Source organism: Enterobacter sp. YSU, assembly GCF_016082135.1.
In the GTDB taxonomy this organism is placed as follows: domain Bacteria; phylum Pseudomonadota; class Gammaproteobacteria; order Enterobacterales; family Enterobacteriaceae; genus Enterobacter; species Enterobacter hormaechei_C.
The window spans coordinates 1,801,203-1,823,588 of the sequence record NZ_CP059487.1; the positions used below are offsets into that span (position 1 = coordinate 1,801,203).

At 56.0% G+C, this 22,386-nt stretch carries 20 protein-coding genes and 2 pseudogenes; 9 read left to right on the forward strand and 13 right to left on the reverse strand.

The annotated features are described in order from the left end of the window. Positions 1-55: 55 nt before the first annotated feature. Positions 56-1,963 carry a PTS mannitol transporter subunit IICBA gene (locus H2Z33_RS08685; protein ID WP_015572764.1) on the reverse strand — a complete coding sequence of 636 codons (1,908 nt, stop codon included), beginning with the start codon at positions 1,961-1,963 and terminating at the stop codon, positions 56-58. Between the two features lie 436 nt (positions 1,964-2,399). Here H2Z33_RS08685 and H2Z33_RS08690 point away from each other — a divergent pair, with 436 nt between their 5' ends. From H2Z33_RS08690 to selB, 3 genes are all read left to right on the forward strand, one after another. After that, positions 2,400-3,008, forward strand: coding sequence for a glutathione S-transferase (locus H2Z33_RS08690; protein ID WP_045339422.1), 609 nt, complete (start codon positions 2,400-2,402; stop codon positions 3,006-3,008). A 103-nt stretch (positions 3,009-3,111) separates the two neighbouring features. Next, positions 3,112-4,497: an L-seryl-tRNA(Sec) selenium transferase gene (selA, locus tag H2Z33_RS08695; protein ID WP_047062390.1), complete on the forward strand. Its 1,386-nt coding sequence runs from the start codon at positions 3,112-3,114 to the stop codon at positions 4,495-4,497. Further along, entirely contained in the window at positions 4,494-6,332 is a 1,839-nt protein-coding gene (selB, locus tag H2Z33_RS08700; protein ID WP_063135474.1) for a selenocysteine-specific translation elongation factor, read from the forward strand. Before selA ends, selB begins: the two co-directional genes overlap by 4 nt. A 3-nt stretch (positions 6,333-6,335) precedes the next feature. Here the strand turns inward: selB and H2Z33_RS08705 are convergent, their stop codons facing one another. Continuing rightward, positions 6,336-7,220, reverse strand: coding sequence for an ROK family protein (locus tag H2Z33_RS08705; RefSeq protein ID WP_015572761.1), 885 nt, complete (start codon positions 7,218-7,220; stop codon positions 6,336-6,338). Positions 7,221-7,386: 166 nt separating this feature from the next. On the opposite strand from H2Z33_RS08705, the gene aldB reads away from it, so the two are divergent. The 3 genes from aldB (at position 7,387) to H2Z33_RS08720 (ending at position 9,782) form a co-directional block, all read left to right on the forward strand. After that, entirely contained in the window at positions 7,387-8,925 is a 1,539-nt protein-coding gene (aldB, locus tag H2Z33_RS08710; RefSeq protein WP_006808612.1) for an aldehyde dehydrogenase AldB, read from the forward strand. A gap of 249 nt (positions 8,926-9,174) precedes the next feature. Further along, entirely contained in the window at positions 9,175-9,360 is a 186-nt protein-coding gene (locus H2Z33_RS08715) for a type II toxin-antitoxin system HicA family toxin (protein WP_071788668.1), read from the forward strand. A 14-nt stretch (positions 9,361-9,374) separates the two neighbouring features. After that, entirely contained in the window at positions 9,375-9,782 is a 408-nt protein-coding gene (locus H2Z33_RS08720) for a type II toxin-antitoxin system HicB family antitoxin (RefSeq protein WP_032651934.1), read from the forward strand. Between the two features lie 3 nt (positions 9,783-9,785). Here H2Z33_RS08720 and H2Z33_RS08725 read toward each other — a convergent pair whose 3' ends face one another. Beyond that, positions 9,786-10,862: a type I restriction endonuclease gene (locus H2Z33_RS08725; RefSeq protein WP_047354172.1), complete on the reverse strand. Its 1,077-nt coding sequence runs from the start codon at positions 10,860-10,862 to the stop codon at positions 9,786-9,788. A 201-nt stretch (positions 10,863-11,063) separates the two neighbouring features. Beyond that, positions 11,064-11,441: pseudogene (locus H2Z33_RS08730) on the reverse strand (glycoside hydrolase family 127 protein); the annotation flags it as partial. Positions 11,442-11,447: 6 nt separating this feature from the next. Between H2Z33_RS08730 and H2Z33_RS08735 the strand changes: the two are divergent. Next, positions 11,448-11,735 (forward strand): annotated as a pseudogene (locus tag H2Z33_RS08735) (helix-turn-helix transcriptional regulator); the annotation flags it as partial. On the opposite strand, the gene araD reads toward H2Z33_RS08735, so the two are convergent. The 8 genes from araD to yiaK form a co-directional block, all read right to left on the reverse strand. After that, entirely contained in the window at positions 11,736-12,431 is a 696-nt protein-coding gene (araD, locus tag H2Z33_RS08740; RefSeq protein WP_048246698.1) for an L-ribulose-5-phosphate 4-epimerase, read from the reverse strand. It abuts the pseudogene before it with no gap. Continuing rightward, a complete protein-coding gene (locus H2Z33_RS08745) occupies positions 12,425-13,285 on the reverse strand; it encodes an L-ribulose-5-phosphate 3-epimerase (protein ID WP_017693794.1) in 861 nt (286 codons plus the stop codon). Before H2Z33_RS08745 ends, araD begins: the two co-directional genes overlap by 7 nt. Before the next feature lie 2 nt (positions 13,286-13,287). Further along, positions 13,288-13,941 (reverse strand): 3-keto-L-gulonate-6-phosphate decarboxylase UlaD, encoded by a 654-nt coding sequence (gene ulaD, locus H2Z33_RS08750; RefSeq protein WP_017693795.1) that lies wholly within the window; start codon positions 13,939-13,941, stop codon positions 13,288-13,290. Continuing rightward, positions 13,938-15,443: an FGGY-family carbohydrate kinase gene (locus H2Z33_RS08755; protein WP_045334689.1), complete on the reverse strand. Its 1,506-nt coding sequence runs from the start codon at positions 15,441-15,443 to the stop codon at positions 13,938-13,940. Before H2Z33_RS08755 ends, ulaD begins: the two co-directional genes overlap by 4 nt. A gap of 76 nt (positions 15,444-15,519) precedes the next feature. Further along, positions 15,520-16,839 carry an MFS transporter gene (locus H2Z33_RS08760; protein WP_045334691.1) on the reverse strand — a complete coding sequence of 440 codons (1,320 nt, stop codon included), beginning with the start codon at positions 16,837-16,839 and terminating at the stop codon, positions 15,520-15,522. A 45-nt stretch (positions 16,840-16,884) separates the two neighbouring features. Beyond that, a complete protein-coding gene (locus H2Z33_RS08765; RefSeq protein ID WP_032103938.1) occupies positions 16,885-17,811 on the reverse strand; it encodes a DUF4862 family protein in 927 nt (308 codons plus the stop codon). Between the two features lie 26 nt (positions 17,812-17,837). Beyond that, the gene (locus H2Z33_RS08770; RefSeq protein WP_063135476.1) at positions 17,838-18,305 is read right to left on the reverse strand and encodes a YhcH/YjgK/YiaL family protein; all 468 of its coding nucleotides are present in this window, start codon (positions 18,303-18,305) and stop codon (positions 17,838-17,840) included. A gap of 10 nt (positions 18,306-18,315) precedes the next feature. Next, positions 18,316-19,314 carry a 3-dehydro-L-gulonate 2-dehydrogenase gene (gene yiaK / locus H2Z33_RS08775; protein WP_063135477.1) on the reverse strand — a complete coding sequence of 333 codons (999 nt, stop codon included), beginning with the start codon at positions 19,312-19,314 and terminating at the stop codon, positions 18,316-18,318. Positions 19,315-19,538: 224 nt separating this feature from the next. Between yiaK and yiaJ the strand changes: the two genes are divergently transcribed. Both yiaJ and H2Z33_RS08785 read left to right on the forward strand, forming a co-directional pair. Continuing rightward, positions 19,539-20,357, forward strand: a complete 819-nt coding sequence (gene yiaJ, locus H2Z33_RS08780) for an IclR family transcriptional regulator YiaJ (protein ID WP_015572751.1) — start codon at positions 19,539-19,541, stop codon at positions 20,355-20,357. A 3-nt stretch (positions 20,358-20,360) separates the two neighbouring features. After that, complete coding sequence (locus tag H2Z33_RS08785; protein ID WP_047740776.1) at positions 20,361-20,816, forward strand: 4Fe-4S dicluster domain-containing protein; 456 nt, start codon at positions 20,361-20,363, stop codon at positions 20,814-20,816. Between the two features lie 7 nt (positions 20,817-20,823). Here the strand turns inward: H2Z33_RS08785 and avtA are convergent, their stop codons facing one another. Beyond that, a complete protein-coding gene (gene avtA, locus H2Z33_RS08790) occupies positions 20,824-22,077 on the reverse strand; it encodes a valine--pyruvate transaminase (RefSeq protein WP_015572749.1) in 1,254 nt (417 codons plus the stop codon). Positions 22,078-22,386: the final 309 nt, after the last annotated feature.

Consider the following 22,386-nt stretch of genomic DNA (forward strand, 5'->3'; position numbering starts at 1 on the left):
GAACGTTTTCCCCTCACCCTAGCCCTCTCCCCGGGGGGAGAGGGAAGAGGCGCTGTTATTTGTTCAGCAGAGCCAGAACTTCTTCAACGCTGGTGGTGTTGGCCAGACGCTCAATAACCGTTTCGTCATCCAGCGCGTTGGTCAGGCTGGTAATCACCTGGATATGCTCGTTGTTGCGAGCGGCGATACCAATCACCAGACGGGCGATATCGTCCTCTTCTTCACCGAAGCGCACGCCATCAGGATACTGACAGAACACCACGCCGGTTTTCAGCACGCGGTCTTTGGCTTCCACCGTACCGTGCGGAACCGCGATGGATTCACCCAGGTAGGTTGGGGTTAGCTTTTCGCGTTCCAGCATCGCCTCAACGTACTCAGGCTGAACGTAGCCGCCTTTCACCAGCTGCTCACCGGCGAAGCGAATGGCCTCTTCTTTATTGGTCGCCGTGCGGCCAAGGAAGATGTTTTCAGCGCCCAGTTTGAACAGATGCGCGTTGCTCTCGTCGAAGCTGTCTTGCAGGCTGGTACGCACTTTCACTTCGTTATCTTCATGGCGCTGCGCCGCCACCAGGCGTTCGGTCAGGCTGGCGTACAGGCCGCTGTCGAGGAAGTTGGTCAGGGAAATGTGCTGCGCCTGCGGTACCTGACGCATAGCGCGTTCGGTCAGATCGCGGTGCGTGATCACCAGGTCAACGTCCGGCGGCAGGCTGTTAATCGCGCTGTTGGTGACGGAGATGTTGGTCAGACCCGCATCCTGCACTTTCTTCCGCAGTACGCCCGCACCCATTGCGCTGGAGCCCATACCGGCATCACAGGCCACGATGATTTTACGCACGTGGCTCAGGTCGTTAGAGACATCACCCGCCGCCAGCGGCGTTGCGCCTTTGGATTCGGCTTTCATGTCATGCATACGACGGGTTGCCGCTTCGATATCGTCGTCTTCTTTCACCTTGCTGGTTTTCAGCAGGATAGCGGAGGCCACGAAGGAGACCGCCATGGCCGCACAGATCGCCGCGATGTTCGCGAAGTAGGCGCCTTTCGGGGTCATCGCCAGCACCGCCAGGATAGAGCCTGGAGAAGCAGGAGACACCAGACCACCGCCCAGTACGCTCAGGGTGAACACGCCGGTCATACCGCCAAGGATAACGGCCAGGATCAGACGTGGGTTCATCAGCACATATGGGAAGTAAATTTCGTGAATACCGCCCAGGAAGTGAATGATCGCCGCGCCGCCAGCAGACTGTTTCGCGCTGCCGCGACCAAAGAACATGTATGCCAGCAGAACGCCCATACCCGGACCCGGGTTCGCTTCAATCAGGAAGAAGATGGACTTGCCGAGATCGTGTGACTGCTGAATACCCAGCGGTGAGAAGATACCGTGGTTGATGGCGTTGTTCAGGAACAGGATTTTCGCTGGTTCAACGAAGATAGACGCCAGCGGCAGCATGTCGTGCGCCACCATGAAGTTAACGCCCGCGGCCAGCAGCTTGGACAGCACTTCAACCGCCGGGCCAATGCCGAGGAACGCCAGAATCGCGAGGATCATCCCGATGATGCCCGCAGAGAAGTTGTTCACCAGCATTTCGAAGCCGGATTTGATCTTGCCATCAACCCAGACGTCAAATTTCTTGATCGCCCAGCCGCCCAGAGGACCGGCAATCATCGCACCGAGGAACATCGGCATATCCGCACCGACGATCACCCCCATGGTTGTGATGGCACCCACGACGCCACCGCGGTCACCGCCCACCAGACGACCACCGGTATAACCGATGAGCAGTGGCAGGAGATAGGTAATCATTGGGCCAACAAGTTTTGCCAGCGTTTCGTTAGGCAACCACCCTGTCGGAATAAATAATGCGGTGATAATACCCCACGCGATAAACGCGCCGATATTTGGCATCACCATGTTGCTGAGGAAACGACCAAAGCTTTGCACTTTGATCTTGAAATCGGATGACATAAAACACCCCTTCTTATGTTTACGCTTAGGCTTGTGGCCCGAGGTTTATCGTTAATGTGCGGCGGCAGAGGTAGCCGGGCCCTGTTCTGATGCTGTGAAATCTGGCACTGAATCGTTCAACTGTCCAGACAGCGAAATTTTGTGTGATCTGAATCACATGAATGTAGGGGGTGAGGACATTAATGAAGTGATCGCGATCACATAACGAGTGTGTGAAAAAAATACATCGCTCAAAATTACGCCAAAATGGATGGTGTTTTGTGATTTATATCACAATGTTAAGTTGGCTGTTTGTTTCCAGATTGTGATTTGATTCACAAAATATTTTTATGCAGATTTCTCCCGTATCCCCTCATGGCAGGAATGCGATACGCACACCTGCCTTTTTCCACGGCTTGATCCATACTGACCTCTTTATGGGCATTAAGGATAAGCAATGAAACTCATCGGCAGTTATACCAGTCCTTTCGTGCGTAAGATTTCGATTCTCCTGCTGGAGAAAGGAATTGAATTTGAATTCGTGAATGAACAGCCCTACAACGCAGAGAACGGCGTTGCGCAGTACAACCCGCTGGGGAAAGTCCCGGCGCTGGTAACGGACGAGGGCGACTACTGGTTTGATTCCCCGATCATTGCGGAGTACATCGAACTGCTTGGCGTTGCGCCAGCCATGCTGCCGGCGGACCCAAAAGCAGCGCTGGTGATGAAGCAAATTGAAGCCCTGGCGGATGGCATTATGGATGCGGCATTGACGTCCGTACGCGAGCAGGCAAGGCCCGCCGCCCAGCAGTCAGAAAATGAGCTGCTACGCCAGCGCGAAAAAATCAGCCGCAGCCTGGATATGTGCGAACAGCTGATCCGCGACGGGAAAATTCAGAGCGATAGCCTGAATCTGGCGACGATCGCCATCGCCTGCGCCATTGGCTACCTCAATTTCCGCCGCGTCTCGCCGGGCTGGTGCGTGGATCGTCCGCTGCTGGTCAAGCTGGCGGAGACGCTCTTCCAGCGCGAAAGTTTTGCCCGGACTGAACCGCCAAAGGCTTGATGCGGGTTATAACACTTCCTGGCGGGAGGCGGTACAATCCCCCCACATGTTAACTCCCTCTCCCGTCGGGAGGGGGGAAAATATTTACTCGCCAGGCGCATTCATGACTACTCATCATTCCCTCTACAGCCAGATCCCCGCTACCGATCGACTGCTTCGTGACCCGCGCATCACTGCGGTGCTGGAGCAGTTTGGCCATACTGCAACGGTCGACATGCTACGCCAGCTTCAGGACGATGCGCGTCGCCATATTCAGGCTGAGAACGCGCTACCCGGCTGGTGCGTGGCGTGGGAGCAGGAAGTTGAACGCAGGCTGAGCAAGCACGGGCAAAGCGCGTTGCGCCCGGTTATTAACCTGACAGGCACGGTTCTGCACACCAATCTGGGCCGGGCACAGCAGGCAGAAGAGGCAACAGAGGCCGTCACCCGTGCCATGCGCTCGCCGGTGACGCTGGAGTACGATCTGGACGGCGCCGGGCGTGGGCATCGCGATCGCGCACTGGCGGATCTTCTCTGCCAGATCACCGGCGCGGAAGATGCCTGCATTGTGAATAACAACGCGGCGGCGGTGCTGTTAATGCTGGCGGCCACCGCGAGCGGAAAAGAGGTTGTCGTCTCTCGCGGCGAGCTGGTGGAGATCGGCGGGGCGTTTCGTATTCCGGACGTCATGCGCCAGGCGGGCTGCACGCTGCATGAAGTGGGCACAACCAACCGTACCCATGCAAAAGATTATCGCGCGGCGGTGAATGAAAACACCGCCCTGCTGATGAAAGTGCATACCAGCAATTATCACATTGAGGGTTTCACCAAAACGGTGGAAGAGGCCGAACTGGCCGCCATTGGGCGCGAGCTAAACGTGCCGGTGATTGCCGATCTCGGCAGCGGGTCGCTGGTGGATATGCGCCAGTACGGTCTGCCGAAAGAGCCCATGGTGCAGGAAATGGTTGCCGCGGGCGTAAGCCTGGTCAGTTTCTCCGGTGATAAATTGCTGGGCGGGCCGCAGGCGGGGATTATCGTCGGCAGGCGCGAGCTGATTGCGCAGCTACAGCAGCACCCGCTGAAGCGCGCCCTGCGTGCCGATAAAATGACGCTGGCCGCGCTGGAAGCCACGCTGCGGCTCTATCTCCACCCGGAGAAACTGGCTGACCGCCTGCCCACGTTGCGTTTGCTGAGCCGTGATGCGGCCTCCATTCGCGCGCAGGCGGAAGCGCTACTGCCGCAGGTTGCTCCTCATTACCCTGAGTTTGACGTTCGTATCGAGCCTTGCCTGTCGCAAATTGGCAGCGGCTCGCTGCCGGTGGACAGGTTACCGAGCGAAGCGCTGACGTTCACCCCGCGCGACGGACGCGGAAGCCAGCTTGAGGCGCTGTCGGCGCGCTGGCGCGCATTACCGACGCCGGTGATTGGCCGGATCGGTGAGGGTCGCATGTGGCTGGATTTACGCTGTCTGGAAGATGAAGTGCGGTTTCTGGAGATGATGTTGAAATGATTATTGCCACCGCCGGTCATGTTGACCACGGCAAAACCACGTTATTGCAGGCCATTACGGGCGTGAATGCCGATCGCCTGCCGGAAGAGAAAAAGCGCGGCATGACCATTGACCTGGGTTACGCCTACTGGCCGCAGCCCGACGGTCGCGTGCTGGGCTTTATCGACGTGCCCGGCCACGAGAAGTTTCTTTCCAATATGCTCGCGGGCGTGGGCGGGATCGATCACGCCCTGCTGGTGGTCGCGTGCGATGACGGGGTGATGGCGCAAACGCGCGAGCATCTGGCGATCCTCCAGCTGACGGGAAACCCGCAGTTGACCGTCGCCCTCACCAAAGCGGACCGTGTGGATGAGGCGCGTATCGACGAGGTGCGTGAAGAGGTGCTGGCGGCGCTGAGTGAGTACGGTTTTAGGGATGCCGCACTGTTTGTCACCGTGGCGACAGAAGGCCGCGGTATCGACGCTCTTCGCGACCATTTGCAGCAGATCTCGTCTCGTGAACATGCCAGCCATCACCGCTTCCGTCTGGCGATCGACAGGGCATTTACCGTGAAAGGGGCTGGGCTGGTGGTGACCGGCACCGCGCTGAGCGGCGAAGTGAACGTGGGCGATACCCTGTGGCTGACGGGCGTGAACAAACCGATGCGCGTGCGCGGGCTTCACGCGCAAAACCAGCCGGTGGAACAGGCCCACGCCGGGCAGCGTATCGCGCTGAATATTGCCGGTGATGCCGAAAAAGACCAGCTTAACCGCGGCGACTGGCTGCTGGCCGACGCGCCGCCGGAGCCTTCTGAACGGATCATCGTTTCTCTCCAGACCCATACCCCGCTGACCCAGTGGCAGCCGCTGCATATCCACCACGCGGCCAGCCACATCACCGGACGCGTGTCGCTGCTGGAAAACGATCTCGCCGAACTGGTGTTCGACTCCCCGCTCTGGCTGGCGGATAACGACCGCCTGGTTCTGCGCGATATTTCGGCGCGGGAAACGCTGGCGGGCGCGCGCGTGGTCATGCTGGATCCGCCCCGTCGCGGCAAGCGTAAGCCCGAGTATTTACAGTGGCTGGCCGCACTGGCCCAGGCCCGCGATGATAAGTCTGCGTTAGATATCCACCTTGAGCGGGGTGCGGTGGATCTGGCGGCGTTCGCCTGGGCGCGCCAGCTCAGCGGCGAAGGATTGCGTCTTCTGACGCAGGAGCCAGGTTTTATTCAGGCCGGCAACAGCCTGCTGAACGCGCCGGTGGCGGCGCGCTGGCAGCGCAAAGTGCTGAGCACGCTGGCGACCTACCATGAACAGCATCAGGATGAGCCCGGTCCGGGTCGTGAACGTCTGCGGCGCATGGCGTTGCCCATGGAAGACGACGCGCTGGTGCTGTTGCTGATTGAAAACATGCGTGAAAGCGGCGTGATTGCAAGTCATCACGGCTGGCTGCACCTGCCGGCGCACAAGGCCGGTTTTACCGCTGAGCAGGACGCGGTCTGGCAAAAAGTGGCGGCGCTGTTTGGCGATGAACCGTGGTGGGTGCGCGATCTGGCGCGTGAAACCAATACCGATGAGCAGCTGATGCGTCAGGTACTGCGCCATGCGGCGCAGCAGGGGATGATTGTGGCGATCGTGAAAGATCGTTATTACCGCAACGATCGGATCGTGGCATTTGCGAACCTGATCCGGGAGCTGGATCAGGCGCGCGGATCAACCTGCGCCGCAGACTTCCGCGATCGGCTGAACGTAGGACGCAAACTGGCGATTCAGATCCTGGAGTATTTCAACCGCATCGGGTTTACGCGTCGTCGTGGCAATGACCATGTGCTACGCGACGCGCAGTTATTTCCCTAAGCGTTAAGCGCTGCGCGCCTGCTTCTGCTTAGCCAGCCAGACCGCGCCCAGCCTTCCCGCCTGGTTACCCAGCTCGCAGGGAAGGATGGGCACCCGGAGCGCTTCCCACTCCTCGAATCGCTGTAGGTATTTATCCAGCAGGAGATAGATTTTCTCCTGCTCGCTAATGCCGCCGCCAATCAGCACCGCCTGCGGATCAAACATGGAGATCACGCTGTAGATGCCCCGCGAGAGGAAATGCGCCCACTCTTCTATGGCCTCACGCAGATGCACGTCGCTGTCCATGCGTCTAAACAGCTCCTCACCATCAGGCATCTCATCTTCCGACACGGCCAGCGCACGGCGGCAGGCTTTCATCAGGCCGCTGGCGGACGCCACTTCGTGCATCGGCTCGCCGTTGTTGCCAACGGGCAGCACGCCAAACTCACCCGCCCGGTAGTGCGACCCACGGTAGAGATCGCCCTCCATGACGATACCGCCGCCGATGCCGGTGCCGATGGTGATGCAGACAAAATGCTCATAGTCCTTGCCGGCGCCCTGCCAGCGTTCGCCCAGCGCCGCGCAGTTGGCGTCATTTTCGGTTGTTACGGGGAGATCGGTCAGCTGTGCGAAAAGCTCGCACAGGTTTTCACCGTCAAGGTAATCCAGCGCCCCGGCCTTGGCCGCTTCGCCGGTATGATGATTGATGTGGCCCGGAAAACTCACGCCGATGCCGACGATCTCATGCTCCTGGCGGTACTTATCCACCACCGCTTTCCACTTCTGTTTGAAGGTGCTTTCATCGTCAGGCGTATCATATTCATCGGATGTCAGTTCTTCGCCGTTTTCGTTGATCACGCCGTGTTTGATGTGGGTTCCGCCCACGTCAAAGCCGATAAATAGCTGCATTGCATTGTTCCTCATGAGCCCCTGAGCTATTAAGTATGGCTCCGGCGGCAGAAACGAAACGTAAAGTACGGTAATCCGTGATACGGCTCGTAAACCCGTTACCGACTGGCGAGAAAATCACCAGCCGGAACTACCCTTGTTGTACACCTACTGCAAGGAGACGGTCATGACAAACAATCCTCCCTCATCGCGTATCCAGCCAGGCGAGTATGGTTTTCCTCTTAAGCTGAAGCCCCGCTATGACAACTTTATCGGCGGCGACTGGGTGGCGCCCGTCGACGGTGAATACTATTCCAACCTGACGCCCGTTACCGGCCAGCCGCTGTGTGAAATTGCCAGTTCGGGCAAGCGGGATATCGATTTAGCGCTGGATGCGGCGCATAAGGCGAAAGATAAGTGGGGACAAACGTCCGTTCAGGACAGAGCGGCCATTTTGTTCAAAATCGCCGATCGGATGGAGCAGAATCTGGAGCTGCTGGCGACCGCGGAAACGTGGGACAACGGCAAGCCGATCCGGGAAACCATGGCGGCGGACGTGCCGCTGGCGATTGACCATTTCCGCTATTTTGCGTCCTGCATTCGTGCCCAGGAGGGGGGAATAAGTGAAGTTGACAAAGATACCGTGGCGTATCACTTCCACGAGCCGCTCGGCGTGGTGGGGCAAATTATTCCGTGGAACTTCCCGCTGCTGATGGCGAGCTGGAAAATGGCGCCCGCGCTGGCGGCGGGTAACTGCGTGGTGCTGAAACCTGCACGCCTAACGCCGCTTTCGGTACTGCTGCTGATGGAGGTGATTGGCGACCTGTTGCCGCCGGGGGTCATTAACGTGGTCAACGGGGCCGGGGGAGAGATCGGCGAATATCTGGCTACTTCAAAGCGTATTGCTAAAGTGGCGTTTACCGGCTCAACGGAAGTGGGTCAGCAGATCATGCAGTACGCGACCCAGAACATCATTCCGGTCACCCTGGAGCTGGGCGGGAAATCGCCGAACATCTTCTTTGCCGACGTGATGGATGAAGAGGACGCCTTCTTCGACAAAGCGCTGGAAGGGTTTGCGCTGTTCGCGTTCAACCAGGGTGAAGTCTGCACCTGTCCGAGCCGCGCGCTGGTGCAGGAATCCATTTATGAGCGCTTTATGGAGCGGGCGATCCGGCGCGTGGAGTCGATTCGCAGCGGTAATCCGCTGGATAACGTCACCCAGATGGGAGCGCAGGTATCGCATGGCCAGCTGGAAACCATCCTCAACTATATTGATATCGGTAAAAAAGAGGGGGCCGATGTGTTGACCGGCGGTCGTCGTAAGGTGCTGGGCGGCGATTTGCAGGAGGGTTACTACCTTGAGCCGACCATCCTGTTCGGTAAGAACAACATGCGCGTTTTCCAGGAGGAAATTTTTGGACCGGTGCTGGCCGTCACCACGTTTAAAACCATGGACGAGGCGCTGGAGCTCGCCAACGACACGCAGTATGGCCTGGGGGCGGGCGTCTGGAGTCGTAACGGTAATCTGGCCTATAAAATGGGCCGCGGCATTCAGGCCGGACGCGTATGGACAAACTGCTATCACGCCTATCCGGCTCATGCGGCGTTTGGCGGCTACAAGCAGTCGGGCATCGGGCGTGAAACCCATAAGATGATGCTGGAGCACTACCAGCAAACGAAATGTCTGTTAGTCAGCTACTCCGATAAACCGCTGGGGCTGTTTTAATCTCCGGGCTCAGGTCGTCCCGGGTAGGGTGACCTGAGCCGGGTTAAAGCCGGGTGGTGGCTTCGCCTTACCCGGCCTACGAGAGTGTCCGCATTTTTATCTGCAACATGACATGCCTCCTTCTTCTTTTCTCGACGCCTCTTCCTGTTTCGACAAAGCCTGGCTGCACTGCCTTTTTTAATGCGCTAATGTCATTCAATCCAGTAGTGGTGGTGTGTATCATGTGTATAATCAGGGAAGGGTTGGGATGTGAAAAGTGCGGATATCATTGCTGTTCTGGTTAGCCATGGCTGGAAATGTGTAAGAACGAAGGGAAGCCATCATCAGTTTCGCCATCCAGTGCAAAAAGGGTTGGTAACCGTTCCGCATCCTAAAAAGGACATTAAACCGGGCACTCTCGCACAGATCTGGCGACAGGCGGGCATTAAACACTGATATCAGGAGTAGTTATGTTTTATCCGGCTTACATTCATTCTGATTCCGACGGTAGCGCCAGCGGTTTCTTCCCCGACGTTCCGGGATGTTTTTTTGCGGGGGATTCACTTGATGACGCTTTTCAGGATGCACGTGATGCGCTCACGGCGCACTTCGAAGCGCTGTTTGAAATGGATGAAGCATTGCCTCTCCCGGGTAGTGTCGAAGTGCACCTTGAAAATCAACCTGACGACTTCACAGGCGGGCAATGGTTGCTGGTGGATATTAATATGAAGCAATTCGACGGCAGAGCCGAACGCATCAACATCACGATGCCTCGACGTTTGCTGGTGAAGATTGATTCCTTTGTCAGCGAGCATCCTCAATTCGGCAATCGAAGCGCATTTCTGGCCGAGGCAGCACGTCGCGTGCTGCCTCGGTGAAGATTAGATGTAAAGAGCAGCAGTTGCTTTCAGGATATCTGCAAAGGAATAAATATCATCAACTGTAGAAATTGGGTGCCGTGTTTCATTTTTTTCGAGATCAAAGAGCCCGATGTATTTTTGAGTCCGATTAAAATGCAGCCGGCAAAGAGGCTTGCGGTTATTGTCGTCTACAAGAATGCCGCAATAGCTCTTTGTATCTCTATGGGTAATGCGAGGTGCCTCCAACACTGCTCGCGTGATTGCTTTAACAATATGAAAACCTTCCAACTCTTCTAAAGTCGTGATGATTTCACTCTCATCTTTTTGTTCATCATCTTCACTTTGCTGTGTTTCCGTTGGCGCTTCGACGACAGCCGGAGTAATACCTGTAATGGCAGACTTAAGCCTCTCATTAACTTGATCGTTTATGTACTGACTTGCTGCCTTTTTCGTGAGATTTTGAAAAGATTCTCTGACTTTTTGGGTTAGCATTCCGTCATATACTCGCGAAGCAAAAAACTTAACGAAATCGTCTTCTGGATTGTTAAGTTGAGTATGCAATATTCTCTTGATTTGACTAACGTATTTTAATTCTCCAGCCGCGTTTATGATGGATTCAAGATCAAAAGAAGATTTGGTGAGTTTTTTTAATTCAGGTATAACGTTTTCATCAATATCAAGCAGGTCTACTTCTAAAAAAGGTTTCTCATCCATTTTATTAGGAGCATCGAGGTCGGTATAAAATCTGTATATTTGCCCATTCGTTAAGATGGAGATCCTTGCATTTGTAACGTGAAAGTATCTGAAAAGTTGTGAAGCATGATTTATATGCAAAGGCTCACCAATTTTTTTACATTCGATGAGTATTTGCACATCGTTATTTTTCATTATCGCATAGTCAATTTTTTCACCTTTTTTTGTGCCGATATCACAAACAAATTCAGGCGTAACCTCTGACGGATCAAATACGTCATAACCTAAAACATTATGAATAAAAGGCATTACAAATGCCGTTTTGGTTGCTTCTTCTGTATTAATTACTTCAATTTGCTGCCTAATTTTAGTAGATAACGCATTTAGTCTTTCTGTAAATTCCATGGGATATCCTTATTTCTTTGCTGTGTGCCTTGATGAAATATCATTAAAATGCATGTCATTCAATAAGCGCTTGTGGGTGGCACCAGTAAAAAAACGTTTCCGGGGTTTGGATCACAGAGTGATTAAAATCATTCAAAGAAAATAAACCCGACAACGCCGAGCTTATTGAGTATACTATATATATAACGATGTATTATTTTTTTAAATTATGCCCTCATCCATCCATATCCGCATTTCCCCTTCTCCCCGGTTTGCCCAGCTAAACCACGGAATAAAGGTCAGGGTCCGGGGCTGACGTTCTACCGGCGAGTGGTCGTACTGCCACAGGGCATCAGTGTCCTTCGCCTGACACCCGATCTCTTCCGCCTGTATCAGCATCTTGTGCGCGAAAATGCCTTTGCCTTCGAAGACCCGAAACGCGCTGTCCTGGGGCAAAGAAAGGTTATGCAGATTTGCGCCGTTATCGGCTTCTTCCAGGCAGTAAACCAGCGGTCCACGCTGCAATGCGACTTTCCTCGCCTGCTGGCGCACCTGCGGGTTGCCGTACACACGGCGGACCGGCATCGGTAACGTCAGCGTGGACTGCCCCTGTCCACTTCGCAGCTGGCAAAAGAACTGCACTGCAACGCAGATTACCTAGGGAGGGTATTTCGTCGGACGTTTCATTTAACCCTGACGGAGGCAATTCACCGCCAGCGCGTCAGGGCCGCTGAAAAACTGCTGCTGAACGATGCGGCCTCATTAACTGAAGTGGCCGCCCGGTGCGGTTTTAATGACGTGGGTTATTTCCGGCAAATATTCTCAAAACATACCGGGTTAACGCCCGCCGTCTGGAAACGGCGGTACTGTAAAGAGCATATTAATTCCGGATGATCACTGGCCGTAATAGGCATTTGCGCCATGCTTGCGCAGATAATGCTTATCCAGCAATTCCTGCTGGATAACCGGAAGCTGAGGTGCAAGCTGGCGCGAGAAAAGCCCCATATAGGCGCACTCTTCCAGCACCACGGCATTGTGTACCGCATCGGCAGCGTCTTTGCCCCAGGCAAACGGGCCGTGAGAATGAACCAGCACCGCCGGGACCTGCATCGGGCTTATGTCGCGCTCCTCGAAGGTTTTGATAATGACTTCCCCCGTCTGGTATTCATATTCACCCGCGATTTCAGCCGTGGTCATCAGCCGCGTGCAGGGGATCGCACCGTAAAAATAGTCCGCGTGCGTCGTTCCCCACGCGGGTAAATCTTGCCCCGCCTGCGACCAGATGGTGGCGTGGCGGGAATGGGTATGCACAATGCCGCCAATTTCCGGGTAACGACGATACAGCGCGAGATGGGTCGGGGTGTCGGAGGAGGGCTTTTTACTCCCCTCGACCACTTTACCCGTGGCGATATTTACCACCACCATATCTTCTGCGGTCATCACGTCGTACTCCACGCCGGATGGTTTGATCACCATCATGCCGCTGGCACGGTCAACCGCGCTGACGTTGCCCCAGGTGAACGTCACCAGCTGGTGGGCGGGCAGGGCGAGATTTGCCGCCAGCACCTCGGCTTTGAGTTGTTCTAACATGTCATGCCTCCTTCCTGCATTCGGGCTTCAATCCAGCGGCGCGCCTGGATGATCTCCAGCACCGGCTCTTTGGCTTTCTCGGTCCACATTTCAATCAGAAATGCGCCGCGATAATTAAGTTGATTCAGCGTGTTAAACACGCCAACGAAATCGACGCAGCCCTCGCCAAACGGCACGTCGCGGAACTGTCCGGGGCTTTGCTCGGTAACGGGCCGGGTATCTTTCAGGTGGATAGCGGCGATGCGGTCAATGCCCAGCGTCAGCTCGGCGGTGACGTCGTTGCCCCACGCGCTCAGGTTGCCGACGTCCGGGTAAACGCTGAACCACGGCGAGGCGAGCATGTCGTCCCACTTTTTCCACTTGCTGATGGAGTTCATAAACGCAGTGTCCATGATCTCTACCGCCAGCATTACCTGCGCGGCGGCAGCCTGCTCTACGGCCCACGCCAGCCCTTCGGCAAAGCGCTGTTGCGTGCCCTCGTCGTGCTCCTCGTAGTACACGTCATAACCCGCAAGCTGGATGGTGCGAATACCCAAATCACGGGCCAGCCGGATGGCTTTGGTCATGATCTCGCGGGCGCGTTCGCGCACGATTTCATCGCGGCTGCCAAACGGGAAGCGACGATGGGCAGACAAGCACATCGACGGGATGGCCACGCCGGTCTCCAGCATCGCTTCCACAAGAGAGGCGCGCTGCGTGGTACTCCATTCAAGGCGCGATAAACGCTCGTCGGTCTCATCCACCGACATCTCCACAAAATCGAAGCCGCAGCTTTTTGCCAGAACCAGGCGCTCCGGCCAGGAGAGATCTTTTGGCAGCGCTTTTTCGTAAATGCCTAACGGATGCTGACGCATGGTTACTCTCCCCAGATGTCGCGGATTTGCGAATGGAATGCCTGTGCCACCTGCGGCGGATTATCGGCGCCTGCCAGCGCGCGCCCGGCAATGAAGGCTTTGACGTTGATCTGCTTAAACAGCGACAGGTCAGCGGGGGTGATACCGCCAGTTATAGAAAGCTGCAAACCGATATCGGACAGCGCCTTCATTTTGCTGAGATCCGCCTCACCCCACTGCTGGCCGCTGGCCTGTGCGTCGCGCCCGCGGTGGTAAATCGCCTGCTTCACCCCGATGCGATGCCACGCGCGTGCGTCGTCCAGCGTCCAGTTGCCAAACAGCTCCATCTGGATCTCGCCGCCGCCGCGCAGTGCGACCTCGTGGCCACGTTCAACGGTGGCCAGCGGGGCGGCACAGATGATGGTCATCCAGTTTGCGCCTGCGCCAAACGCCTGCTCAGCCAGCGTTTCTCCGGCATCGGCGACTTTCCAGTCCGCCACGATAATTTTATCCGGACACTGCGCACGCAGGGCGCGAACGGCGTTTAGCCCTTCGGTCAGGCATAGAATGGTGCCGGCTTCGACGATGTCGACGTGATCGGAAAGCGTCGCGACATCGCGCTGCGCGGCCTGAAGCGAGGTGTGGTCGAGCGCCAGCTGCAATAATGGTCGGCTCATAGGTCGTACTCCTTAACACGGGCGTGATAGCCCTGTAATGCTGAAATCAGTAGCTGGTAACGGTGATATTTGCGCTGGTAGGCGGCATGGGCACGCATGTCAGGTTCAATCATCCGGATGTCATGCCTGAGGGCGCGCTGAGCGGCGTAAAAATCGGGATAAAGGCCTGTACCGACGAGCGCGGCCAGCGCCGCACCGGAACAGCCGGTCTCTTCCACCTGCGGGAGTTCAATCGCCAGGCCGCTGACGTCCGCGAGCATCTGCATCCACACGTCCGAATGGGTTGGGCCGCCCGTCACGCGCAGGGCCTGCACGTGGGGAAAGCGTTCGAGCATACGGTTGAGGTGGGTCATGTGGCTGAATACCACCCCTTCATAAACCGCCTGGAGGAGGTGCGCGCGGGTATGCAGCGCCTGCAAGCCATAGAAGCCGCTGGTCATCTCCAGCCCGGCGTTGCTGCCGTAGAGGAAAGGCAGGAAGAACACATCGCTTTCAGCTTTTGGCAGGCTGGCCACGGCGTGGTTAATCTCATCGAATGACATATCGCCCCATTGGGCCGTCAGCCATTCCAGGTTGCCGGACGACGTGGGGCTGGCTTCATGAACGATGAACTGCTGCGGATGGACGTAGCGGCCATAGACGTAGGGGAAAGGCTCGTTGTCGCGGATGCCGTGGGCAATCCCACTGGTTACGGCCCAGGTCCCCATTACGGCATTCAGCGTATGTTCGTCATGCAGCCCGGCGCAGATCGCGGTGGAAACCACATCAAACAGTCCACCAACGACGGGAGTACCCGCCGTGAGACCGGTCAGTGCGGCTGCCTGAGCGGTGATTTCCCCGCAAATTTCTGCTGAACCGATAATAGGCGGCAGGGCACCGTCAATGTCGCTGATGCCGAGCCAGCGCGTGAGCTGCGGATCGTACTGCCCGGTATTCATGTTGTAGAGATTGGATTCCGAGATGTTGCTCTCTTCGCAGCCTTTGACCCCGGTCAGACACCAGCGCAGGTAATCGTGCGCCATCATCACGCTGCCAATTTGCTGATACCGCTGCGGCTCGTTCTCTTTAACCCAGCGCAGGAGTGAGGCCGGATGCCCCGTCCACAGCGTCTGGCGAGTATGCGGATAGAGCTTTTCGGGTATACCGTCCTGCTGCCAGCGTTGCACGATCTCCTGCGCACGGCGATCGGAGGAAAGAATGGCGTTACCCAGGGGGCGATCCTGTTTATCGAGCAGAAACAGCCCCTTGCCCTGGGCTGAAATGCCAACGCCTTTGATCTGACCGCCGTCAGCGCCTGAATTTTTGAGCAGCAGGGCGACGGTTTTGTGGCAGTGCTGCCAGAGCTGGTGCATATCCCGCTCGGCGTAGCCGGCGCGGGGGCTGAGCGTGGCCACTGAGCGGCGTTCAATACAGACTTCTTTGCCCTGGCTGTTGTATAAACCGGCTTTCAGATAAGTACCGCCACAATCGATACCCAGCCAGAAGGGCTCTTTTTCACTCATCTTCTTCTCGCTTAATTGCCGGGTGGCGCTTCGCTTACCCGGCCTACGGTTTGGTTTAGTGGGTCAGATGAGGGCCTCAGACCGCACGTTTATGTGGAGTTACCGTGGGATTAGGCTCTGCTCCGGCATCGCATTTCGCCGGTAACAGCAGGGCCAGCAGCGATGCCAGCGCCAGCGAAACTGCCAGGCAGTAAACGCCTGCGTCTTTGCTGTACAGGGTGATCAGTACCCCTACCGCATAAGGACCGCAGAACCCGCCGAGGTTGCCCAGGGCATTAATCACGCCGCGAGCGCCACCCGCCATCTCAGCGCTGAACAGACGCGCCGGTATGGTCCAGAACACCCCCGCTGCGGATTGCAGGAAGAAGCCACAGCCCACCAGCGCGGCATAGGCCAGCCAGGTGTGCTCTTTCAGCGCCACGGAGAGGAACATGCAGAGCGCAAAGCCAATCAATGGCAGGGAGACAAACAGCTTGCGCTTGCCGGTGCGGTCAGAGAGCGTAGAGAACAGGAACATGCCAGCAATGGCGCCGATGTAAGGCAGAATGGCGAGCATTCCCACCTGGCCGATGCTGGTGTGTGTCAGTTCTTTCAGAATGGTGGGCAGCCAGAGGGTGTAACCGTAAATGCCAGTCTGGTAGAAGAAGTTGAGGGCGATCAGCTGCCACATGGTTTTGTCAGACAGCACCGCGCTGAGCGAGGCGTTTTTCACCTCTTTACCCGCAATGGCCTGCTGCTCTGCCGCCAGGGTTTGTACCAGGTAGTTTTTCTCGGCCTCAGAGATCCAGCGTGCTTCCTGCGGCCGGTCGTAGACGGTGAACGCCCACAGCACCAGCACAACAACGGACATCAGACCTTCAATAATGAACAGCCAGCGCCAGTCGAGAGCGGTAATAATCCAGCCCGACAGCGGGGCGGTGATGATCCCGGCGATGGGCACGAACATGATCACAATCGCGTTGGCGCGGCCGCGCTCGGCATCCGGGAACCAGTTACTGATCATCGTGAGCACAACGGGCAGCATCCCACCTTCCGCCACGCCGAGTAAGAAGCGCAGTACCAGCAGCTGATACTGGTTGGTCACAAGCCCGGTCAGAACCGAGATCACCGCCCAGGCAACCAGCGACCAGCCGATAAACTTCTTACCGCTGCCGTGCACGGCGATTTTGCCGCCGGGAACTTGCAGGAACAAATAGCCGATAAAAAAGATCCCCCCCGCCAGGCCCGCCATCGTGGCGGAAATGCCCAGCTCTTCATCCATACCGCCGGGCATCGCAAAAGCTATATTTACGCGGTCCATATAGGAAATAATGCAGGCGATAAGAATAGGGGGAATGATCCTTAGCCAGCGCTGGCGCGGAATGTCCGCGTGTAGAGCATTAGAAGAAATATTCATAGTTAATATCTCAGTGAAGGTAACCGGAAAATGTATTCTTTATTTTTATTGTGACGCTTTATTCATAGCGCTAATGCCGTCGCGCAAAATAGCGATGCGATGGCTGACGTCAGCATTAGCATTTATTTCCAGTAATTTAATACCGGAGAATTTCAATGTTGCGGCGCTCGCCGCAGTAAACAGCGTTTTTACATGTTCAGTGGACATGAGACTGTCGGCGCAGAACGAAGAAAACGGCGCGTGCAGATCCTGCCATTCTCCATACTCACCGTGAGGGGTCGTGCCCGAAAACATCAGCGCCCCCAGCTTCCCGGCAGCGAGTGCCGCCTGAACATGTTCCAGCGGAAGGGCGGTGTTGCGACCTTCGATCGCCGAACGTGCCCAGTTGATACAGACGCTGATATCGGTCTCTTTCACTACCTCCAGCACCTGCTCTAAGGGCAAGAACCCTTTACGCGGCGCCGGGCCATTCATCGCATCACAGTGTTCCAGCACCAGATCGCAGCCCCAGTCCCAGCTCGCGATTTCCCGTACCGAGCGGGAGAATGATTCTGTCGCTTGCTCGACAGAATCATTACCCGCCTGCGGTGCGGCCTGCATTTCCAGAGCGATCACTTTCCCGGGAAAGCGGGTGTTAACGGCATCAATCTTTTGATGCAGATGGCGGTAATATTCAATGCACGCTTTACGCTGTTCTTCGTCCGCGGACGCCAGGCCAAACGCGCCGTTGCTGCCGCGGCGGCGCATGGTTTCCATAACGGCTGTGACAACGATCTGCCAGTCGCCCGGCGTATGACGAAACAGCCATTCATCACCAAACGGATGGAGATTTTCAAGGCAAGGTTGTTCCAGCCCGCGAATATTTGGCGTGTCGGAAAGTTCCCGCCAGAAGGCGTATTCTTCCTGCTCCCCTTTCTGGTGAAATGAGGGTGCACAGGGGTACGCACCAATAATAAAACCGGTGTTGGTCATTTCGCATTCCTGTATTTATCAGAAAATTAATCTAATTCGCTGATGGCCACTTTCACCACAATTTTACGAATTGCGGATCCCTTGTTTTTAATACAGGCAGGACGGTGAACATCCTGCGGGAAAAATATGGCGTAACTGCCTGGTATCATTTCGATAAATGACTCATGTTCGCTGTCGTGATAAAAAATAATATCCCGTTGCCCCAGCAATGATTCGCTGATTTTGTTATTCCCGGTATCAATAGCAATACCGATTTTTTCTTCGCCCCAGGCCAGAAACTGGATATCCAGATAGCGGCGATGTACTTCAGGGCGGTTCTCGTGCTGTTCCTTTGTGGTGAGGTCGAGAACCTGGGCAAAAATGTTGCGGCCTTCAATTTCGATCACGCCCGGCGCCAGGGTGGTGAAATCCGTGGTACGCAGAAAATTAAGCGCCTTTTCTATCGCCAGCGGCAGGCGACATGGATTTGGCTGTGCAATATGTCCGAATATCATGACCCACTCCTTACAGAGACTGGATTTTCGCCCACACGCTGTCGTCAACCGTGATGCCGTTGCGGCGATTCTCCTCCAGCAGGCGTGTGAACTCATGACCTGGCAGACGGACGGCGACATTTTCATCAGCGCGTTCTGCGGTGGTGATGAAGTCCATGATGCGCTGTAGTTTGGCATCGCGGGTTGGACCGTCGAGCAGGCGATCCACTTCGATGGCGATAAAGATCTGCGATACGCCGTATTCGTCGCTGTTGTCCTGGGTCACTTCCGCGACGGACGCGCCGTCAGAGAGCAGGGTGGCGATCATGTCGAGCACAATCGACAAGCCGGAACCTTTCCAGTAGCCCATGGGCAGAATGCGACGGTTTTTCTCAATCACGCCCGGCTCTCTGGTCAGATTGCCTTCATCGTCAAAGCCGCCGTCGACCGGTAATTCGCGTCCGGCCAGGCGATTCACCTCCAGCATGCCGTAGGAGAACATCGACATCGACATATCGACCATGGTGATTGGATTCGACGGGATAGCGACGATCAGCGGGTTTGTGCCGATGCAGCATTCTTTTGATCCCCACGCGGGCATCACGGCAATAGAGTTGGTCCAGCAGATGCCGATATAGCCTTTCTCCGCCGCCTGCCAGCCGTAGCTGCCGCCGCGCATCCAGTGGTTAGCGTTACGCAGCGCCACCAGGCCGATCCCGTGATCGGACGCCAGCTCGGTAGCACGGTCCATCATCTTCTTCGCCGTCAGGTTGCCGATGGAACGCTGGGCATCCCACTGTTCGATGGCGCCTAATGTCGTTACGCGTTTCGGCTGGGCGTCAGGGATGATGTCGCCTGCGTCAAGCTGCTGAATAAATCGCGGGAAGCGGTTGACGCCGTGTGAATAAACGCCGGACTCCGTGGTGCGGGCGAACATCTCGGCGCAGGCGTCTGCGGTATCCGCTTTTACACCGCGATCGAGCAGAACCCGATTGAACGCCGCTTTCAACTCTTCGAAGGTCACTTTCATCCCTGTTCTCCTGTTTTTTTAGGGGCAAGTGCGAGTGCTTTTTTATCGCTAAATTTCACTATACGAAATCTGATTTCAAATATAACGATCAAATTTTGTCAGATCAACGACATTCACGTTTTTCAAAATCGATTAAAATCAAATGGTTGTGTTTTTTCTGTTGAGATCGTGAACTAAACCACACTTTGCGCTACCATCAGGGCGCGATAAACAGGAGCCATTTGATGAGCATAAAAGAGAGCGAAATGACGCAAGAAAAAGAGAGGCCAGCAGGTAGCCAGAGCTTGTTTCGCGGCCTGATGCTGATTGAAATCCTCAGTAACTATCCGAACGGGTGTCCGCTTGCGCATTTATCAGAACTGGCGGGGCTGAATAAAAGCACCGTGCACCGGTTATTGCAGGGGTTGCAGTCGTGCGGGTACGTGACGCCGGCGCCGGCGGCAGGGAGCTATCGTCTGACCACCAAATTTATCGCCGTCGGGCAAAAGGCGCTTTCATCGCTCAATATTATTCACGTGGCGGCGCCGCACCTCGAGGCGCTGAACATTGCCACCGGCGAAACGGTCAACTTCTCCAGCCGTGAAGATGATCACGCGATCCTGATTTATAAGCTTGAGCCGACAACCGGTATGCTGCGCACGCGCGCATATATCGGCCAGCATATGCCGCTCTATTGTTCTGCGATGGGCAAAATCTATATGGCGTTTGGCCATCAGGATTACGTGGCGAGCTACTGGGAAAGCCACCAGGAACAGATCCAACCTTTGACCCGCAACACCATCACCGAACTGAGCGCGATGTATGATGAGCTGGCGGAAATTCGCGATCACAGTATGGCGATGGATAAAGAAGAGAACGAGCTGGGGGTGTCATGTATCGCCGTGCCGGTCTTTGATATTCACGGGCGCGTGCCCTATGCCATCTCCATTTCGCTGTCGACGTCGCGCATGAAGCAGGTGGGTGAGAAAAACTTGCTAAAACCGCTGCGTGACACGGCGGAAGCTATCTCGAAAGAACTGGGGTTTAACGTGCGCGAGGCGTAACTGATGAACCGATTTATTCTGACGGATCCAGAAAAATGTATCGGGTGCCGCACCTGTGAGGTTGCGTGCATGATGTCGCATCAAAGCAGCGCCACGCCAGAAGCGCTTACGTCACGGATCCGCGTGGTTAAGGGGGGTACCTTCACCACGGCCGTGGGCTGCCACCAGTGTGAAGATGCGCCCTGCGCGAATGTCTGCCCGACGGGGGCCATTCACCGTGCTGCGGGAGCCTGGCTCGTTGAGCAGGCTCGCTGTATCGGCTGCAAAAGCTGTATGGTGGCGTGCCCGTTCGGGGCAATGCAGGTTCGGGTCGTGGAAGATCGCGTTCAGGCGCTGAAATGTGATTTGTGCGCGCATCGCGAGGGCGGTCCCGCCTGCGTCGAAGCCTGTCCCACCCACGCGCTGCGCTGCATAGACCCCACCAGATTACGCGCGGAACGGCTGCGTAATCTGGCCTGAGGTTTTATTAACCGGCCTCGCGCCAGGCGTTCTCAATCTCTTCGGCGAGAATTTTCACACCCGCTTCGATTTTTTCCGGGTCCGGGACGTAGTTCATGCGCATGCACTGGTGCGTGTGCGGCCACGGCTTATCCAGCCCCGGGAAGAAGTAATCCCCTGGCACCATCAGTACGCCACGTTTTTTCAGACGCTGATAAAGCAGCTCTGTCGTAATGGGCAGATCCTTAAACCACAGCCACAGGAAAATTGCCCCTTCCGGTTTATGGATCAGGCAGCGTTCTTCCGGTAAGTAGCGGCGAAGGATGGCAATAGTTTCCTGAACGCGCTGAGAGTAAAACGGCTTAATCACCTCATTCGACAGGCGCAGCAGGTCGTTACGCCTGATCATCTCGCACATCATCGCCGGGCCGATGCCGCCAGGAGAAAGGCTAATAATGCCGTTCATGTTGGTAATGGCGGTGATGATTTTCTCGTTAGCAATGATAATGCCGCAGCGGCTGCCCGGCAGGCCCAGCTTGGAGAGGCTCATGCAGAGGATGATATTCGGGTTCCATAGCGGACGCGCTTCGCTGAAGATGATCCCCGGGAACGGTACGCCATAGGCGTTATCGATAACCAGCGGGATGCCGTGCTGATTCGCCAGCGCATCCAGCTTCATCAGCTCGTCGTCGGTGATCACGTTGCCCGTCGGGTTGGTGGGACGTGATACGCAGATCATGCCCGTCTCTTCACCGATATGCAGATGTTCAAAATCGACGTGATATTTGAACTGGCCCTCTGGCAGCAACTCGATATTCGGACGTGCGGAAACAAACAGGTCTTCTTCGAGGCCGGCATCGGCATAGCCGATATACTCCGGTGCCAGCGGGAACAGCACTTTTTTCGTGGTGCCGTCGGCGCGGCGTCCGGCGAACAGATTGAATAAGTAGAAAAACGCGCTCTGACTGCCGTTTGTCAGTGCAATATTCTGTGGTTCGATATCCCAACCCAGCGCTTCCCGCAGCATTGCCGCCAGAAGCGTCAGTAGTTCTGTTTTACCCTGAGGGCCGTCGTAATTACATAGCGCATCGGTTGCTTTACCGTTTTCCAGCATCTCTGCCAGCAGCGTCTGGAAGTAGGTGTTCATCTCCGGAATTTGAGCCGGGTTTCCGCCACCAAGCATGATAGCGCCTGGGGTGCGCAGCCCGTCGTTGAGGTCCTCCATCAGGCGGGTAATGCCTGAATGGCGGGTAAATTTGTCGCCGAATAGTGAAAACGTCATAGCAGGTGATCTGTCGGGCTTAATATGAAAGGCAGTAACCATAACGCCAGCACCGTGTTGGTGCAAATCGGCGGATGTGGTCGGATTTGTTGTTTTATGTGGCGGGTTTGTATTTGTGTGGTGAATTGTTCTGGTGAATGCCCCTCACCCCGGCCCTCTCCCCCTGAGGCTGAGAGTTCCCCACAAAATAATGCCTGCACAGACGGCCCCCTCTCCCTTGAGGGAGAGGGCCGGGGTGAGGGGGAACATACGGCTCTGGTGGTCATTCCGTTCACGTTATGTTCCTTGCTACTCTGTCACGACATAACC

Excerpts from the sequence above, each read along its gene's own strand:
- H2Z33_RS08685 (WP_015572764.1), bottom strand. The coding sequence starts at position 1,963 with ATGTCATCCGATTTCAAGATCAAAGTGCAAAGCTTTGGTCGTTTCCTC.
- H2Z33_RS08690 (WP_045339422.1), top strand. The coding sequence starts at position 2,400 with ATGAAACTCATCGGCAGTTATACCAGTCCTTTCGTGCGTAAGATTTCG.
- selA (WP_047062390.1), top strand. The coding sequence starts at position 3,112 with ATGACTACTCATCATTCCCTCTACAGCCAGATCCCCGCTACCGATCGA.
- selB (WP_063135474.1), top strand. The coding sequence starts at position 4,494 with ATGATTATTGCCACCGCCGGTCATGTTGACCACGGCAAAACCACGTTA.
- H2Z33_RS08705 (WP_015572761.1), bottom strand. The coding sequence starts at position 7,220 with ATGCAGCTATTTATCGGCTTTGACGTGGGCGGAACCCACATCAAACAC.
- aldB (WP_006808612.1), top strand. The coding sequence starts at position 7,387 with ATGACAAACAATCCTCCCTCATCGCGTATCCAGCCAGGCGAGTATGGT.
- H2Z33_RS08720 (WP_032651934.1), top strand. The coding sequence starts at position 9,375 with ATGTTTTATCCGGCTTACATTCATTCTGATTCCGACGGTAGCGCCAGC.
- H2Z33_RS08725 (WP_047354172.1), bottom strand. The coding sequence starts at position 10,862 with ATGGAATTTACAGAAAGACTAAATGCGTTATCTACTAAAATTAGGCAG.
- araD (WP_048246698.1), bottom strand. The coding sequence starts at position 12,431 with ATGTTAGAACAACTCAAAGCCGAGGTGCTGGCGGCAAATCTCGCCCTG.
- H2Z33_RS08745 (WP_017693794.1), bottom strand. The coding sequence starts at position 13,285 with ATGCGTCAGCATCCGTTAGGCATTTACGAAAAAGCGCTGCCAAAAGAT.
- ulaD (WP_017693795.1), bottom strand. The coding sequence starts at position 13,941 with ATGAGCCGACCATTATTGCAGCTGGCGCTCGACCACACCTCGCTTCAG.
- H2Z33_RS08755 (WP_045334689.1), bottom strand. The coding sequence starts at position 15,443 with ATGAGTGAAAAAGAGCCCTTCTGGCTGGGTATCGATTGTGGCGGTACT.
- H2Z33_RS08760 (WP_045334691.1), bottom strand. The coding sequence starts at position 16,839 with ATGAATATTTCTTCTAATGCTCTACACGCGGACATTCCGCGCCAGCGC.
- H2Z33_RS08765 (WP_032103938.1), bottom strand. The coding sequence starts at position 17,811 with ATGACCAACACCGGTTTTATTATTGGTGCGTACCCCTGTGCACCCTCA.
- H2Z33_RS08770 (WP_063135476.1), bottom strand. The coding sequence starts at position 18,305 with ATGATATTCGGACATATTGCACAGCCAAATCCATGTCGCCTGCCGCTG.
- yiaK (WP_063135477.1), bottom strand. The coding sequence starts at position 19,314 with ATGAAAGTGACCTTCGAAGAGTTGAAAGCGGCGTTCAATCGGGTTCTG.
- yiaJ (WP_015572751.1), top strand. The coding sequence starts at position 19,539 with ATGAGCATAAAAGAGAGCGAAATGACGCAAGAAAAAGAGAGGCCAGCA.
- H2Z33_RS08785 (WP_047740776.1), top strand. The coding sequence starts at position 20,361 with ATGAACCGATTTATTCTGACGGATCCAGAAAAATGTATCGGGTGCCGC.
- avtA (WP_015572749.1), bottom strand. The coding sequence starts at position 22,077 with ATGACGTTTTCACTATTCGGCGACAAATTTACCCGCCATTCAGGCATT.